Raw genomic sequence first — 14,934 nt, 5'->3', positions numbered from 1 at the left:
CGTCACCTAGTCATCGAAGGAAACCTTCGGCACGGTCTTGGATTCCTCTGGAACGGCCAGATAGTCCATTGCCGTGAAGTGGTGAATCTTGGCAACCAGATTGCTCGGGAAGCTTTGGATCTTGGCATCCAGTGCGGCGACCGTGCTGTTGTACAGCTGCCGGGAGTAGGCAATCTTATTTTCGGTGTTGGACAGTTCCTCCATCAGCTTTTGGTATTCCGCACTGGCCTTCAAGTCCGGATAATTTTCGGAAACCGCAAACAGGGTCCGCAGGGTGCCGGACAGTTCGTTGGAAACCTCCATCTTCTTTGCCCGATCAGTATCCGGAACGTTATTCAGTTCCGTCCGCAACTGGGTCACCTTTTCCAGGGTCGAGGCTTCGTACTTGCTGTAGCCCTTGACGGTGGAGATCAGGTTCGGGATCAGATCGGAACGCCGTTGCAGCTGCACGTCGATCTGGCTCCAGGATTCCTGGGCGTGAACCCGCAGCTGAACCAGGCCGTTGTAGAGGGCCACGTAGATCGCCACGAGGATCACCAGGATGACAATTACAATAATCCAGGTCATCAATATGATTCCTCCTTTTGTTAATACTGATCTCATTTTACCAAACCCGCCCGGCAAAGAAAATTAAATTGGTACCTCCTTAGCAAAAGCTTATCTCTTTGGGTATGATAGTATTAGGAATCAAAAGCGAGGTGTTTTACGTGAATGTTTTATTTGTCTGTCTCGGCAACATCTGTCGTTCACCGATGGCCGAGGCAATGTTTCGTCAGCTAGTTAAGGAGGCCGGGCTCAGTGGTCAGATCAAAGTCGACTCCGCCGGGCTAAACTACGAGGAAATCGGCAACGGTCCCCACCCGGGTGCCGCCGCCGTGATGCATCAGCATGGTTTGTCAACGGCCGGCTTGATTGCCCGCCACATCACGAACGAGGATTTTGAGCAGGCCGACTACATCATCTGCATGGACCGGATGAACCTGGACGAGCTCCACCGCCTGGCTCCCGAAAGCGACCAGGACAAGATCCACCTGGCAAACGAACCGGTTCCCGGCAAGGAGAACGCGGAAATTCCCGATCCCTGGTACACCCACCGCTTCGAGGACACCTACCAGAGCCTGGCTGTCGCCCTGCCATACTGGCTCGCCATTATTCGCAAGCAGTTGAATCAGAACTAAAAAAATTCCATCGTCAGCCAAGTGGTTGTCGATGGAATTTTTTATTTTTATGAATTACGACCCGTCGTGTATTTCTCACTAAAGTTCTTCTGGACGTTCTTCGGGGCCTGACTAAATGGTTCCTTCTTAACGTAGTTACCACGAATCATCAAGCGGCGCGCCCCGGTGGCATCACAGGTGATCAGGGTGATGATCTTCTTGTGGGTGTTATTAACCACCTGAACGTCGGTTGCCGCGATGTACTTGCGCTGGTAGATCTTGTATTCATAAACGTTCTTCAGGTCGGTGATGTAAACCATCTGACCAACCTTGGCATGGTAGTACAGGGGCGAGAAGAGAATCTTGCTGCCGTTGGCCATGTTGTGCCCGGCCAAAGCGTAGTTCCCCTGCCCCATCTTCATATCCGACCGCAGCGTTCCAGCGGCCAGGGCTAGGGTGGTGTTGTCGACCCCGTTGGCAATTGGAATTGTCATGTTGATGTCTGGCACCGTGATCTCACCGATGATATTGATCGGCTGCTTCTTGGCCCGGGCCTTCGCGACGGTTTGGAAGTCGAGGTCCTTAACATCACTGAAGTTATAGGTGGCCTTCTTCTTCGAGTCCCGCTTGATCGTCTGCCGGGTAATCTGTGGCCGGTAGGTGTTGACCAGGTGCTCCTTAATCTGTTGGTTAAACATCAAGCAGACCGCTACAACCAGCAGTATTACGACCGCCGTCCAGCGGAGCCATTCCCGTGAATGCTTCTGCTTCTTCATCCCGTTTCCTCCTCAAAACAATCTAATCGTTCCCTAGTATACCAACTTCAAGCTCAAAACAACAGGCTTAGGGCTTGGCGGGAGAATTAGCCGGCCCACCTTTGGGCTGTGGTGTATCGAGAAGATAGTGCTCAATCAGGTTGACAATCTGCTTGTTTTGCGGCAGATCCGAATGTTGAGCATCCTTGCCCGTGACCGTCATAGTTGTATAATGGGCAACGCGTTTTTGATAAATATATTTGCCGGCCTCCACGCTTGCCTCTGGAACCAAGCCATCCGAATCATAGGTCTCTGTTCCGGCAACCGAATAAACGCTAAGCTTTTGGGGAATTTGGTCGCGCGCCTTAACCATGTCCGTGAACATTTGAGTGGGATGGCTGACCGACTTTTCAGCAAAGTTATAGGGCGTCCCCAGGGTCATCAGGCGCTTAATCTGAATCCGCTGGCGATAGCGATGATAGTAAAGCTCAAGCCAGCGTGTCCAAATCAGACCCCCGTTAGAATGACCAAAGGCTTTGAAATTATTGAACTGATATTTTTCACTAATTATTGCGAAGGCTTGGTTAAACATCCGGGCCTGCTTTTTGATATTGTCATAGCCGTCATGGTTATTTTCAAAGCCGACCACGATGATTGGCTCCTGGTCGCCCCGATCGATCCAGCCCGAAGACTTGATCTTACCGTTATTCTCCACTTCCAGTTTCAGCAAACTGTGTTTCTTATCAGTTTGCTTATTCAACATAGCAACCAGCTGATTAAAGCGGTTGGTGGTGGCCGAACTGCCCGGGATCATGATGACCGGTGACACCCGCGAGTTGTGCCGAGCCGCCAGACTAGCGTTTTCGTTTTTCATCCAAAAGTAGGTTGGCAAAGCCAAGAACACAATGATCAGGACCAGGGACGTCAATACCAAGCGACTGCGCTGTGAAATCAGGCGTTTGAACTTAGTCATGCTGCTCACCACTTTCCGTTGCTTCTCGTACTAATTCATTTTCAACCGCAAAGGCCATCCGGACAAACGGTGTGTAGGCAAAAACATCAACTAGGAGCAGAACAATTGTAAATGCCAGTGTCGCCCAATTACCGTTCGTGGCGATAAAGCCTAACAGTGGCCCTGGTGTGCCCAGTAGCACCGGATACGGCGTGGCGGGAAGCAGGTGCAGCGCGATCATTGCCGTTGCCAGTAACAGGTTAATCACCGGCAAAAAGATGAATGGTACCAAAAAGACTGGATTCAAAATAATCGGCAGTCCAATCAGTGAACTATAGTCAAAATTAAAGAGCGTTGGGACCGCCGACCAACGTGCCACACGGTGGGTCCCGGTATTTCCCGGGAACAGGAGGATGGCAACGATTAGTGCCAGTACCAACCCATCCCCACCAAAATTGGCAAAGGAATTGTAAAGCGTACTCCCTAAGAATTTATAGGGAACATTCCAGGCCGAGCCATGAGTCAGAGCATAATTGAGGTTGGCAACGTAAGCTGGTGTATTGGCTGGTCCACTATAGCTGACCGGCATTCCGAGCCCTAGCCAATCCATCAGTCCCAAAACAATGGTGAATAAACAAGTCAGAAATGGATTATGCGGATCCTGACTGGCCGTAACAAGCTGAGAATAGCTACCCGCGTAAAGTCGGTAAAAGGCTCCTGAATTGATGATTGCCGCCGACAATACCCCAGCCGCTAGTGAAATCAAAAGCGGCCAAAAACAACTAATCGAGCGGTCACTAACCAGCTGCTCGTCATAATCCGGGACGAATCGACGGTAAAGCTGTCCCACTCCATAACCAAGCACCAAGCACAACAGCAGACTTTTTCCTCCAAGCAGCCCCAGGTGAAAATCCAACGGCTGCTGTGGATTTTTCCCATAACGATAGGCGAGCAGGAGCAGGGTAACAACCGCAGTCATTCCCGCTTGCAAATTATTCTTTTTGTACAAGCGCGCCGTATGACTGGCATTGAAATAACAAGCGAAGATTCCCAGTAGGGAGAAAATGACACTAGTAATGCTCGTGAATATATATTGAAGTACTCGTTGCCAAACCAGTGGCAGCCATGCGTTGATAACCAGGATGTTGTAAAAAAAACCATTTGCATTAAGAAAGCTTTTTTCAATTAGGCAAGAAAATGACGCCACTAAGGCCCAAGGAAATAATGCAGCCAACGTCTGGCGGGTTACCCGAATAAAGGAATGCTGGTTAAAGCGCACCAACTCCATCACAATTTTTGTTTGCATCGTAATCGCTCCCTCGCCAAATCCTGCTCAAACTCATTAGTTATAAAGAAAAAGCGCCCTGCATTCCTGCAAGACGCTTTGGATAACAAGTCGTTCGGCTTACTTGAGACCGTACTTCTTGTTGAACTTGTCGACCGCACCATCGGCCTGGGTAAACTTTTGCTTACCAGTGTAGAATGGGTGCGAGTCAGAAGTAACTTCAACCCGGATCAGTGGGTATTCGTTGCCGTCTTCCCACTTAACCGTTTCCTTAGAGGTTGCGGTTGAGCCGGAAAGAAACTTGTAGCCAGTAGAAGAATCTTCGAATACTACTGGATGGTAATCTGGATGAATTCCTTGTTTCATAATTTAATACGCTCCTTTTGCCATGAATCATTGCCTGAAACATAGATAATCAACCCTAACAGGATACCACGGATTGACGATCCACGCAACCAGCTTAGTCAATTTTTACCGATGAATCGTCCTCGATCGCTACGTTAGCGTGCAGCCGGTTCAGCTTCCAAACAATTCGATCGTAGCCCCGCAGGATGTTGCCGGCGTTATTGATCACGGTTGTGCCGTCAGCCATCATCCCGGCGATCATCAGAGCCGCTCCGGCACGAATTTCACCAGCCTCAACATTGGCGCCGTGCAAGTGATCAGTATGCTTGACGATGATCGTGCCGTCGTGGGCTTCAATATCCATCCCCATCTTTTGCAGCTGGGAGACGTGCTTGGTCCGCTTCGGGTAGATCGTGTCAATGATCGTGCTATCGCCCTCCGCCATTGACAGCAGCGGCGTCAGTGGCTGCTGCAGGTCGGTGGCAAAGCCAGGGAATGGCATCGTCTTGATCTTGACACCCTTCAAGTGGGTCGTCTTTGGAACAAAGATCTTATCGCTGTCGATTTGTAGGTCAACGCCCATTTCAATCATCTTACTGGTGAAGGATTCCAGGTGTTCCGGAATGACGTTGTGAATCATGATCCCATCACCAAGGGCCGCCGCTAGTGACAGGTAAGTTCCGGTCTCAATGCGGTCGGCAATGATGGTGTGAGTGTTCATCGACTGCAGGGTGTCGACCCCGGTAATCCGGATGGTCCCGGTCCCGGCGCCCCGCACCTTAGCACCCATGTTGTTCAAGAAAGTTGCCAGGTCAATGATTTCTGGCTCCCGGGCGGCGTTTTCGATGATCGTCGTGCCCTTTGCCCGGACGGCCGCCAGGACTGCATTAATCGTGGCCCCAACGGAAACCATGTCCAAAAAGACCCGGGCACCGTGGAGGCCATTCTTCGTGGCGTCCAGGTGGACCGTGCCGTGTTCCTCACTGACCTCGGCCCCCATCGCCTTGAAGGCCTTCAGATGTTGGTCAATCGGCCGGGGACCAATGTTGTCACCACCGGGGAAGGTCAAAGTCGCCCGGTGAAAGCGCCCCAAAAGGGCTCCCATGAAGTAGTAGGATGCCCGCAGACTCTTGATGGCCTTGCTCGGCAGTTCCGCCTCCACAATCTGCGTTGGGTCAATCTCCAAGACACCGTGGCTGAACTTGGAATGGACGTTCATTGACTTCAGGATAATCATCAAATTGTGAACATCCAAGATATCTGGCACGGTATCAAATGATACTGGCGTGTCAGCCAAAATTGCAGCTGGAATGAGGGCAACGGTACTGTTCTTAGCACCACCGATGGTAACTTCACCCGAAAGTCGGTTTCCTCCTTGAATGATCATTCGTTTCATGTTTACGGTTCCTCGCTTAAAAGTTTTTTAGTTTTTTGATTTCATTAATTGTTAATTTTAGTTTTTAAACTGTTTGTGAGCATTTTACTTATAAAAACAGTCAACTGTAATGATAATGAAATGTTTACTAAATTACAACCTTTTCTAAATAATCTTAAAGAAATAAAAAGCCAACGTTCACTAAAAAGCGCTTTTCAGTGAACGGTAGCTTTTATTCATGGACGGGAAAACAAATTCCCCGGGAAATTGTCCCTGTTAATTACTGATTGTCGACAGCTGCCTTGATAAAGGCCTTGAAGAGCCCTTCTGGGTGGTTCGGCCGGGACTTGAATTCTGGGTGGTACTGAGCGGCCACGAAGAACTTCTTATCCGGCAGTTCAACGACTTCGACCAGGTTGCGGTCCGGGTTGATTCCGGAAACGACCAGGCCGTGGTCCTCCATTTCCTGCCGGTACTTGTTGTTGAATTCGTAACGGTGACGGTGCCGTTCGCTAATCATGGACTGGTTGTCGTAGGCAGCGGCAGCGATGGTCCCCGCCTTCAGCTTGCATGGGTAAGCACCCAGCCGTTGGGTCCCACCCATGTTTTCAACGTCTTCCTGGTCGGCCATCAGGTCAATGATGTTGTGCTTGGTGTTAGGATCGAATTCAGTGGAATTGGCATCCTTGTAACCCAGGACGTCCCGCGCAAATTCGATGCAGGCCGTCTGCATTCCCAGGCAGATACCCAGGTACGGTACGTCATTTTCACGGGCGTACTTGATTGCCGTGATCATCCCTTCAATTCCCCGGCTACCGAAGCCACCAGGAACCAGGATCCCGTCGTAGTCCTTCAGGGTGTCGGCAACGTTGTCCTCGTTGATGTGCTCGGCGTTGAAGTGGTCGATCTTGACCTTGGCGTCAACCGGGTAGCCAGCGTGGCGCAGCGCTTCGTTAACTGAGATGTAGGCATCCTGCAGGTCGGTGTACTTCCCAACCATGGCGATCTTGATCGTCTTGGTCAGGCCATTTTCAATGTGGTCAACCATGTTGGTCCATTCCCGCATGTCGGCAACCGGTACGTCGAGGCCGAAGTGGTCAACAACCAGTTGATCCATCCCCTGCTTCTGGAGGTTCAACGGAATCTCATAGAGGGTGTTCACGTCGAGGGATTCGATGACCGCCTTTGGATCAACGTCACAGAAGAGGGCGATCTTGTTCCGCATTTCCTCGGTGATTGGCTTTTCGGTCCGCACTACCAGGATATTTGGCTGGATCCCCAGGCCCCGCAGCTCACGAACGGAGTGCTGAGTTGGCTTGGTCTTCATTTCGCCGGCTGCCCGCAGGTACGGGATCAAGGTGGTGTGGATGTAGAGGACATTGTCGGCGCCAACTTCTTCCTTCATCTGTCGAATAGCTTCCATGAACGGCTGGGATTCGATGTCCCCCACGGTCCCACCGATTTCGGTGATAACCACTTCGGCGTCCTGACTCTCGCCGGCCCGCTTGATCTTGTCCTTGATGGCGTTGGTGATGTGTGGGATCACCTGAACGGTCCGGCCGAGGTAGTCCCCGCGCCGTTCCTTGCGCAGCACTTCGGAGTAGATCTTCCCCGTGGTGACGTTTGAGTACTTGTTTAAGTCGTTATCGATAAACCGTTCGTAGTGACCAAGGTCCAGGTCGGTTTCCGTTCCGTCATCGGTGACGAAGACTTCCCCGTGCTGGTACGGGCTCATCGTTCCGGGGTCAACGTTAATGTACGGGTCGAATTTCTGGATGGCCACCTTCAGGCCACGGTTTTTCAGCAGACGGCCCAGCGAGGCGGCAACAATACCCTTTCCTAGTGATGAAACAACCCCACCGGTTACAAAAATGTATTTCGTCATTGAACTTTCTACTCCTTTGATTAATTTTGCCGGGCAACAATAAATAAAAAAGCTCCCCATTTCCGTTGAAACAGGGAGCTTCATTATCTACGAACTTATTGGCCTGTAATACAGGCGCCCAAGAAAGATAATACAGGGTCAGCGATGAATAGTCAAGCAGCCCGCCCGAATTTATTCATCGTCCTCGTCATCATCATCGTCGTCTTCGTCTTGCAGTTCGGACAATTGGCCTTCGATGCCGTCATCCAAGTCGTCATCGTCGTCATCAAAATCGTCGTTGTCTGCATCGTAGTCGTCATCATTGTCATTGTTGTCGTCATCGTCATCGAGATCCTCGTCTTCAGGATCATCGTTATCGTAGTCGATCACGTCATCATCATCGTTGGAGTCTGCCAGGAAGGCGTTAACCTTACGGCGCTTCTTCTTTGGCTGGTCCTCTTCGTCCTCGTTTTCACCAACCGTGGCTTCATCGATGGATTCGTATGGGTACCATGCCCGCAGGCCCCAGGTATTGTCACCAAGGGAAATAAAACTGCCGTCGATGTTCAAATCAGTGTAGAACTGGGCAAGCCGCTCACGAATTTCCTCATCACTTTTACCCAAGTACTGCTGAATTTCATTGGTCAAGTCAACAAACGCCATTGCTTCCCCGTGGTCAGCTAAAATTGCGTGTGCGACCTCAATCATTGAAAGTTCTGATTTGTCTTGGCCGTCAAAAACCTTTAAATCCAAATTGGTGCACATCCCTTCAAAAAGTCTAAACTACATCATACAATATCAAGCCGTAAATTGCAATTCTAATCGGTAGCTGCCGATTAGCTGGTCACCTGCTCGCAGCTGGTAGGCCGCTACTAATCGGCCGGCTGGTGCGAGTGGATCAACTTGGCGTTCGAGTTGGCTTGTCACCACCCGCAGCGTCAGCGCCCCGTATTCCGTCTGGTAGCGACTAATCGTCGGCCGCTCTCGATCAAAGACCAGCCGGGTCTCCGTGGCTCCCTGCCGGTGGAGATGGACCTCTTCTTCATCGAGGCGGAACTGCACCGGGGTCACCTGCCCATTCTGATGTTCCTGGTAACGCAGGTAGTGCTTACCGTTTAATTCGATGAATTCGCCAACTTCTTGAAAATTGAACTGTTCCTGCTGACCATCCTGGCTAATCACGGTCCGCAGGCGAACTTTTACCGGTACCCGTTTTTTGATGGAAATCCCCCCCGTCATCGATAGTTCATTTCTTACCCTATTTATAATACAATTAGAAACGTACAATATTCAAAGAAAAGAAGTCAAAAATAATGGAAAACTTTAACCAACAACACATCGAATACTTTGACCAGCCCTTAGCGCCGGCCAACAACTTGACCTCCTTTGCCTACACCAATGCCCTCCTGCGTTCCAGCAAGAAGATGAATGCACCACTCTTGCACTTCTGGTCCCTGCAGGATTCCGTGATCCTGGGACTTAAGGATCAGCGTCTTCCTTACCTGGACCGGGCCCTGCATTTTCTGACCGAACGGGGCTACCACTACTTCATGCGTAACTCCGGCGGCCTGGCCGTCGTCAGTGACGCAGGCGTCCTCAACTTCTCGCTCTTCTTTCCCTGGCACCTTGAAGATCACGAATTAAAGATCGACGAAGCCTACCAGCGGATGGAGTTTGTCGTCAGTCAAGCCTTCCCGGAGCTGACAATCGAGACCGGTGAGATCACCCATTCATACTGCCCGGGCACCTTCGACCTGAGCGTCAACGGCCAAAAGATCGGCGGCATCTCCCAACGGCGCAACACTGATGGTGTGGTGGTCATGCTCTACCTGAGCGTCAACGGCGACCAAATGGGCCGGGGCGAATTAATTCGTGATTTCTATAGCCGCGGCCTGCAGGGTGCCGAAAACAAGTGGCACTTCCCAGACATCTGGCCGACCTCGATGGTCAACATCGAGGAGCTGCTGCACCAGCCGTTAAGCATCGCAGATACCAAACAGCGCCTGCTCAACGTCTTCGCCGATCACGGCCAGGACGACTTTGCCCAGCTCACCTGGTCACCGGACTTCATTCGGCTGGTCCAGGACGAAATGGACACCATGACCCGGCTGCAGGAGCGCCTGCACAAGGAGGACTAAGGTGGAATACTTCAACGAAGAAAAGCTGCCCCGTGAAAAGGTCTTTCGCGACCCGATCCACGGACAGATCATCGTCGACAACCAGATCATCATGGACCTGATCAACACCCCCGAGTTCCAACGCTTGCGCCGGATCAAGCAGCTCGGTACCACATCCTTTACCTTTCACGGCGCCGAGCACTCCCGCTTCGGCCACTGCCTCGGGGTCTACGAGATCACTCGCCAGATGTGCAATAATTTTCAGCGCAACTACCCCAGCCAGCAAGCCGGTGACGGATTGTGGGACGATCGGGAACGCCCCGTCGCCCTCTGCGCGGCCCTCTTGCACGACCTAGGACACGGGCCCTATTCACACACCTTCGAGCACATTTTCCATACCAATCACGAACAGATTACCCGCCAGATCATCACTAGCCCGGAGACCAACATCAACCGGATCCTGCGGCGGGTCTCCCCGGACTTTCCCCACAAAGTAGCCAGTGTAATCGACCACACCTACCCGAATCACCAGGTCGTCCAGATGATTTCCAGCCAGGTCGATGCCGACCGGATGGACTACCTCCAGCGGGATTCCTACTACACCGGCACCAACTACGGCAAGTTCGACCTGGACCGCGTCCTCCACGTGATGCGACCGGTCAAAGACGGGATCGCCTTTGAAATTTCGGGGATGCACGCCGTCGAGGACTACATCATCAGCCGGCTGCAAATGTACCTTCAGGTCTACTTTCACCCGGTTTCCCGAGCAATGGAGGTCATTCTCGACCACCTGTTGATGCGGGCCAAGTACATCTACGAGCATCCCAGCGAATTTGAACCCGAGTTTACACCCCACATGCTGATGCCGTTTTTCAACAAGCACTTCACCCTGGCCGACTACTTGGCGCTCGACGACGGGGTGCTGACGACCTACTTCAACCACTGGACCCACTCCCGCGACGACATCTTAAACGACCTCGCCAGCCGTTTTCTCAACCGGCGGCCCTTCAAATCGGCCGTCTATGACCAGACGACAGTCGACCTCTTGCCGAAGCTGCGGGAACTCATCCGAACGGCCGGCTTTGATGAACGCTACTACACCGCGGTTAACGACAGCTTCAAGCTTCCCTACGATACCTATAACCCCAAGGCTTCCAAGCCACAGACCCAGATCGAGCTGGTGCAGCCCAACGGTGACTTCATCGAGCTTTCTCAGGTCAGCACCCTGGTTGCCAGCGTTTCGGGGCGTGAGGCCGGTGACCAGCGCTTCTTCTTCCCTAAGGAAATGCTGGCCAAACACGATAACATTGAAATCTTCGAACCCATCTACGAGGAATTCCAAAACTACATTCGAAACAATCACATCATCAATCCTAAGGAGAATCAGTAATGGCAATTAAACTCATCGCAATCGACATCGACGGCACCCTGATCAATGACCATCAGCAAATCACGCCTAAGACCGTGGCGGCCCTCAAGAAGGCCAGCGCCGAGGGCGTCAAAGTGGTGCTCTGCACCGGCCGGCCAATGACCGGGGTCGAGGCCTATCTGGAACAGCTCGGCCTGGATGATCAGGATCAGGAGTACGTGATCAGCTTTAACGGTGCCCTAGCTCAATCCACTAGTGGCAACGTCCTGGTCAACTACTCACTGAGCTTTGCGGACTATGCCGACTGGGTCAACTTCTGCCTGAAGGCCGGTGTCCATTCCCAGATTGAGACCAGGGACTTCATCTACACCACCGACCAAAACATCAGTCACTACACCGTCTACGAGTCCGCCCTGGTCTCCATGGACGTCCGCTACCGGACGATGGACCAAATGGCCCGCGACCGCGATCACTACGTCGTGGCCAAGGCAATGATGGTCGACAGCAAGGAGAAGATCGACCACGCCATCACCCTCATGCCGGCCGACTTCAAGACCCGCTTCTCAATTGTCCGCAGCGAGGACTTCTACCTGGAATTCATGCACAAAAACGCCAGCAAGGGCCAGACGCTGGAGCAGCTTGGCAAAGAGCTGAACATCAAGCAGGATGAGATCATGGCCCTCGGCAACGCCCAAAACGACAACTCAATGATTGAGTATGCCGGGCTCGGGGTCGCCATGGGCAATTCGGTTCCCGAAACCCTAAAGATCGCCGACGTCACCGTGGCCGACAACAACCACGACGGGGTCGCCGAGGCCGTGGAAAAATACGTTTTTAACGCTTAAGAGACACTAAAATCCCCGTGGCTGATCCGTAGCCACAGGGATTTTTTTATTCAAACCGATAAGGACTGTGGGGAAACTGCCGCATCAGATCCGGCAGGCGCTGACTCACTAGCTGGCCGCTGTGAAGGTCATGGAAATCGTAGCGTTGAGCATTCAGATCCATGATCATTCGGTAGTGGGTGTAGTTGTGGGCGTGCTCGGGCACCTGGGGAACCGTCACACTCTTCAAGAAGCCCAGCAGTTCGTCACTGGTTGCCTGTGGATGTCGCCACCGCCAAAGGGCCGCCTGAATGAAGCGCTGAACGGAATTGCCACCACGGGGAGCGGCTTGCTCCGTGGTCCCGATGGCCTTGGTCAATGTCGCCACCGTTGCCGTTTCCGGAAGGTGCAGGAAGCGGGCCAAACGTTCCAGTTGGTCATCTAATGCCGGCGTGTTGGTAAAGACGGCCAGTGGATTGGCTCGCACCTGCAGGTGATCACCGAGGGGTTCGATAATGTAGGTCCCCGTCCGGTCCATCAAGAGCCAGTGAAAGGGGTAGCGCTGCTGATCGTACCAGCGGGCATCAATGACCGTGACCCGGTTTAATTCAGCGGCCACCTCCGCGACTGAACCGTGCCGGCCCAGCACCCACATGATGAAGTCCTGTGGGGTCAGGCCCAAAGTCCCGGGGCGTACTGCGTCCGGGTAGGTAGCGGCGACCGGGAAGAATAATTCAGCGCAGGCTAACCCGGCGTCGTTCAGCCCGTCACCAACCAGGTAGTGATCATCCACCACCCGCATCCCACCCAGGATGGCGTGACGGTTGCAGATGTCATCGGCCATCTCTGCCGCCCGCCAGGTATACTCCGGCGGTACGTAGGTCAAATGCCAGGGCGTCCGCGGTGGGAAATCCATCGTCCGACCGAATAGCTGCTGAGCGCCGAGCGTTACTACCGTACACATTTTCAATTACCCCCCGTTTTCAAAAAAGGGAGCGTGTTTGCCGTTTGGCAATCCACGCTCCCTCTTCATTTTCAATTAGCGATTTATCTTACTGCAGCTTGCTGACGGCACCCGTCTGACTGTTGTACTGGTAGATGCCGATCATGCTTGCCACTGTGTTGTCCTCGTTATTTTGCCGAACTTCGAACTGGTAAACGCTGCCGTTCTTGGCAACCGGAATAATCTCGTAGCCCTTGGCACCGTCAAAGCCCATCTTGTTAGCAAAATTATTAACAACGCTCTCACTCGTCTCGCTGCTGACAGCGGCATTAGCGGCCGGCGTGCTGGTACTGCTCTTGGCAACTGCACTGCTGCTTACTGCACCCGTGCTTGAGCTCGTTGCACTGGAACTGCCCTTCTTGGCGCTGGTAATCTTATCCTGCAGTGCCGCGTAGGCATTCTTCATCGCCGGACTGGTCGACTTGAGCTCCTTCAAGTTGCCCGCCGCGCCGTCGTAATCGCCGTTGTTGTATGCTTCCTGTGCATTCAGGTAGTTCTTCAGGTCCGTGCTCAGGTTCTTCGTCTGGGTAGAACCGTTATTGACTGCATTCAGCCGGTCGTAGGCCCCCTGGTAATCGTGATTGCGGATCATCTTGTTGGCAGACCGGTAAGCCTTGGTGGACTCACTCTCCGCCGTTTGGGGTGCCGATGAAGAACTGCTGCTAGTTGACTTGGTGGTCGTGCTCTGCTGACTGCCACACGCCGCCAGCAAGACCGACATCGTCAGGGCTGCCGTCCCGACAATCACCTTTTTGAATTTACTGCTCATAACACAGCCCCTCCTAATCTCAACCTTAAAGTATTGTTGTTTAACACACCTATATTATACCATCATTCAATCGCTAGCAAATAAGCGGATCCGCATTTGGGACCCGCTCACTAAAATTATTTATTTATTTCCGCGCTTTGGAAGACCTGCTTGAACAGCGGACTAACCGGCCGGTTCTCGTTAATCCGCTTGATCGCATCGGCAATCAGTGGGGCAACCGAAACCTGCTTAATCTTGTCAATCTGCTTTTCTTCAGGCAGCTTGATGGAGTCGGTAACAACGACTTCCTTCAACGGTGACTTGGCCAGGCGCTCAATGGCTGGACCGGACAGCACCGCGTGGGTACATGAAGCATAAACCTCATCGGCTCCCGCATCGATCAGTGCCTGGGCACCCAGGGTAATCGTCCCGGCCGTGTCGATCATGTCATCAATCATGATGCACTTCTTGCCCTTCACGTTCCCGATGATATTCATGATCTGGGCAACATTGGCCCGCGGCCGCCGCTTGTCAATGATGGCGATTGGCGACTTCAGGAATTCAGCCAGGGCACGGGCACGGGTAACCCCACCGTGGTCTGGGGAAATGACAACGGCATCCTTGGCAACTCCCTGCTTAATGAAGTATTCGGCCAGCAGTGGGGCGCCCATCAGGTGATCCACCGGGATATCGAAGAAGCCCTGGATTTGGGCAGCGTGCAGGTCGAGGGCGATCACCCGGTCAACCCCGGAATTTTGCAGCATGTTGGCCACCAGCTTGGCCGTGATTGGTTCCCGACTCCGGGCTTTCCGGTCCTGACGTGCGTAACCGTAGTACGGCATTACCACGTTGATGGTCTTGGCACTGGCCCGACGCAGAGCATCAACCATAATCAGCAGCTCCATCAGGTTGTCATTGACCGGTGCAGAGGTTGATTGGATAACGTACACGTTGTCCCCCCGCACACTCTCTTCAATGTTAATTTGAATTTCGCCATCGCTAAAACGATCAACGGATAATTTCCCGAGTTCCACCCCAACGTGGTCGGCGATCTTTTCCGCCAGGGGCCGGTTGGAATTCAGGGAAAAAATTTTGAGATTAGAATCAGAATAATGCTGTGTCATTAGATCCTCCGCAAAT

Annotated in this window: 16 protein-coding genes; 4 read left to right on the top strand and 12 right to left on the bottom strand. The window is 52.6% G+C overall.

Going from position 1 to position 14,934, the window contains the following annotated elements; all coding sequences use genetic code 11:
• Positions 1-6 precede the first annotated feature (6 nt).
• Entirely contained in the window at positions 7-567 is a 561-nt protein-coding gene (locus tag LKE23_RS08765; RefSeq protein WP_267202646.1) for a LemA family protein, read from the bottom strand.
• Between the two features lie 140 nt (positions 568-707).
• On the opposite strand from LKE23_RS08765, the gene LKE23_RS08760 reads away from it, so the two are divergent.
• A complete protein-coding gene (locus tag LKE23_RS08760) occupies positions 708-1,178 on the top strand; it encodes a low molecular weight protein-tyrosine-phosphatase (protein ID WP_291976965.1) in 471 nt (156 codons plus the stop codon).
• A gap of 47 nt (positions 1,179-1,225) precedes the next feature.
• Here the strand turns inward: LKE23_RS08760 and LKE23_RS08755 are convergent, their stop codons facing one another.
• The 8 genes from LKE23_RS08755 to LKE23_RS08720 form a co-directional block, all read right to left on the bottom strand.
• Positions 1,226-1,933, bottom strand: coding sequence for a class A sortase (locus LKE23_RS08755; RefSeq protein WP_291976964.1), 708 nt, complete (start codon positions 1,931-1,933; stop codon positions 1,226-1,228).
• Between the two features lie 67 nt (positions 1,934-2,000).
• A complete protein-coding gene (locus LKE23_RS08750) occupies positions 2,001-2,885 on the bottom strand; it encodes an alpha/beta hydrolase (RefSeq protein WP_291976963.1) in 885 nt (294 codons plus the stop codon).
• Positions 2,878-4,170, bottom strand: a complete 1,293-nt coding sequence (locus LKE23_RS08745; protein WP_291976962.1) for a PTS transporter subunit EIIC — start codon at positions 4,168-4,170, stop codon at positions 2,878-2,880. The genes LKE23_RS08750 and LKE23_RS08745 overlap by 8 nt, the downstream gene beginning before the upstream one ends.
• A gap of 99 nt (positions 4,171-4,269) precedes the next feature.
• Complete coding sequence (locus tag LKE23_RS08740; RefSeq protein WP_104689009.1) at positions 4,270-4,515, bottom strand: type B 50S ribosomal protein L31; 246 nt, start codon at positions 4,513-4,515, stop codon at positions 4,270-4,272.
• Between the two features lie 94 nt (positions 4,516-4,609).
• Positions 4,610-5,890 carry a UDP-N-acetylglucosamine 1-carboxyvinyltransferase gene (locus LKE23_RS08735; RefSeq protein WP_291976960.1) on the bottom strand — a complete coding sequence of 427 codons (1,281 nt, stop codon included), beginning with the start codon at positions 5,888-5,890 and terminating at the stop codon, positions 4,610-4,612.
• 259 nt (positions 5,891-6,149) lie between these two features.
• Complete coding sequence (locus LKE23_RS08730; RefSeq protein ID WP_291976959.1) at positions 6,150-7,754, bottom strand: CTP synthase; 1,605 nt, start codon at positions 7,752-7,754, stop codon at positions 6,150-6,152.
• A 171-nt stretch (positions 7,755-7,925) separates the two neighbouring features.
• Positions 7,926-8,486, bottom strand: a complete 561-nt coding sequence (gene rpoE / locus LKE23_RS08725; protein WP_291976958.1) for a DNA-directed RNA polymerase subunit delta — start codon at positions 8,484-8,486, stop codon at positions 7,926-7,928.
• A 45-nt stretch (positions 8,487-8,531) separates the two neighbouring features.
• On the bottom strand, positions 8,532-8,972 hold the full coding sequence (locus tag LKE23_RS08720; RefSeq protein ID WP_291976957.1) for a DUF1934 domain-containing protein: 441 nt from the start codon (positions 8,970-8,972) through the stop codon (positions 8,532-8,534).
• A gap of 74 nt (positions 8,973-9,046) precedes the next feature.
• Here LKE23_RS08720 and LKE23_RS08715 point away from each other — a divergent pair, with 74 nt between their 5' ends.
• The 3 genes from LKE23_RS08715 to yidA are packed head-to-tail and all read left to right on the top strand — an operon-like array spanning position 9,047 to position 12,064.
• Complete coding sequence (locus LKE23_RS08715) at positions 9,047-9,871, top strand: lipoate--protein ligase family protein (protein ID WP_291976956.1); 825 nt, start codon at positions 9,047-9,049, stop codon at positions 9,869-9,871.
• Between the two features lies 1 nt (position 9,872).
• Complete coding sequence (locus tag LKE23_RS08710) at positions 9,873-11,240, top strand: HD domain-containing protein (protein ID WP_291976955.1); 1,368 nt, start codon at positions 9,873-9,875, stop codon at positions 11,238-11,240.
• Complete coding sequence (gene yidA / locus LKE23_RS08705) at positions 11,240-12,064, top strand: sugar-phosphatase (protein WP_291976954.1); 825 nt, start codon at positions 11,240-11,242, stop codon at positions 12,062-12,064. The genes LKE23_RS08710 and yidA overlap by 1 nt, the downstream gene beginning before the upstream one ends.
• 46 nt (positions 12,065-12,110) lie before the next feature.
• On the opposite strand, the gene LKE23_RS08700 is transcribed toward yidA, so the two are convergent.
• From LKE23_RS08700 to LKE23_RS08690, 3 genes are all read right to left on the bottom strand, one after another.
• On the bottom strand, positions 12,111-13,007 hold the full coding sequence (locus tag LKE23_RS08700) for a linear amide C-N hydrolase (RefSeq protein ID WP_291976953.1): 897 nt from the start codon (positions 13,005-13,007) through the stop codon (positions 12,111-12,113).
• An 88-nt stretch (positions 13,008-13,095) separates the two neighbouring features.
• On the bottom strand, positions 13,096-13,815 hold the full coding sequence (locus LKE23_RS08695; RefSeq protein WP_291976952.1) for a hypothetical protein: 720 nt from the start codon (positions 13,813-13,815) through the stop codon (positions 13,096-13,098).
• Positions 13,816-13,931: 116 nt separating this feature from the next.
• The gene (locus LKE23_RS08690) at positions 13,932-14,918 is read right to left on the bottom strand and encodes a ribose-phosphate diphosphokinase (protein ID WP_291976951.1); all 987 of its coding nucleotides are present in this window, start codon (positions 14,916-14,918) and stop codon (positions 13,932-13,934) included.
• Positions 14,919-14,934: the final 16 nt, after the last annotated feature.

The sequence above is a fragment of the Limosilactobacillus sp. genome, assembly GCF_022482365.1.
In the GTDB taxonomy this organism is placed as follows: Bacteria; Bacillota; Bacilli; order Lactobacillales; family Lactobacillaceae; genus Limosilactobacillus.
This window is presented reverse-complemented; position numbering and strand designations above follow the sequence as displayed.

What these genes read in the sequence shown, in the direction of transcription:
- LKE23_RS08765 (WP_267202646.1), bottom strand. Translation starts at nt 567, where the DNA reads ATGACCTGGATTATTGTAATTGTCATCCTGGTGATCCTCGTGGCGATC.
- LKE23_RS08755 (WP_291976964.1), bottom strand. Translation starts at nt 1,933, where the DNA reads ATGAAGAAGCAGAAGCATTCACGGGAATGGCTCCGCTGGACGGCGGTC.
- LKE23_RS08750 (WP_291976963.1), bottom strand. Translation starts at nt 2,885, where the DNA reads ATGACTAAGTTCAAACGCCTGATTTCACAGCGCAGTCGCTTGGTATTG.
- LKE23_RS08745 (WP_291976962.1), bottom strand. Translation starts at nt 4,170, where the DNA reads ATGCAAACAAAAATTGTGATGGAGTTGGTGCGCTTTAACCAGCATTCC.
- LKE23_RS08740 (WP_104689009.1), bottom strand. Translation starts at nt 4,515, where the DNA reads ATGAAACAAGGAATTCATCCAGATTACCATCCAGTAGTATTCGAAGAT.
- LKE23_RS08735 (WP_291976960.1), bottom strand. Translation starts at nt 5,890, where the DNA reads ATGAAACGAATGATCATTCAAGGAGGAAACCGACTTTCGGGTGAAGTT.
- LKE23_RS08730 (WP_291976959.1), bottom strand. Translation starts at nt 7,754, where the DNA reads ATGACGAAATACATTTTTGTAACCGGTGGGGTTGTTTCATCACTAGGA.
- LKE23_RS08720 (WP_291976957.1), bottom strand. Translation starts at nt 8,972, where the DNA reads ATGACGGGGGGGATTTCCATCAAAAAACGGGTACCGGTAAAAGTTCGC.
- LKE23_RS08715 (WP_291976956.1), top strand. Translation starts at nt 9,047, where the DNA reads ATGGAAAACTTTAACCAACAACACATCGAATACTTTGACCAGCCCTTA.
- yidA (WP_291976954.1), top strand. Translation starts at nt 11,240, where the DNA reads ATGGCAATTAAACTCATCGCAATCGACATCGACGGCACCCTGATCAAT.
- LKE23_RS08700 (WP_291976953.1), bottom strand. Translation starts at nt 13,007, where the DNA reads ATGTGTACGGTAGTAACGCTCGGCGCTCAGCAGCTATTCGGTCGGACG.
- LKE23_RS08695 (WP_291976952.1), bottom strand. Translation starts at nt 13,815, where the DNA reads ATGAGCAGTAAATTCAAAAAGGTGATTGTCGGGACGGCAGCCCTGACG.
- LKE23_RS08690 (WP_291976951.1), bottom strand. Translation starts at nt 14,918, where the DNA reads ATGACACAGCATTATTCTGATTCTAATCTCAAAATTTTTTCCCTGAAT.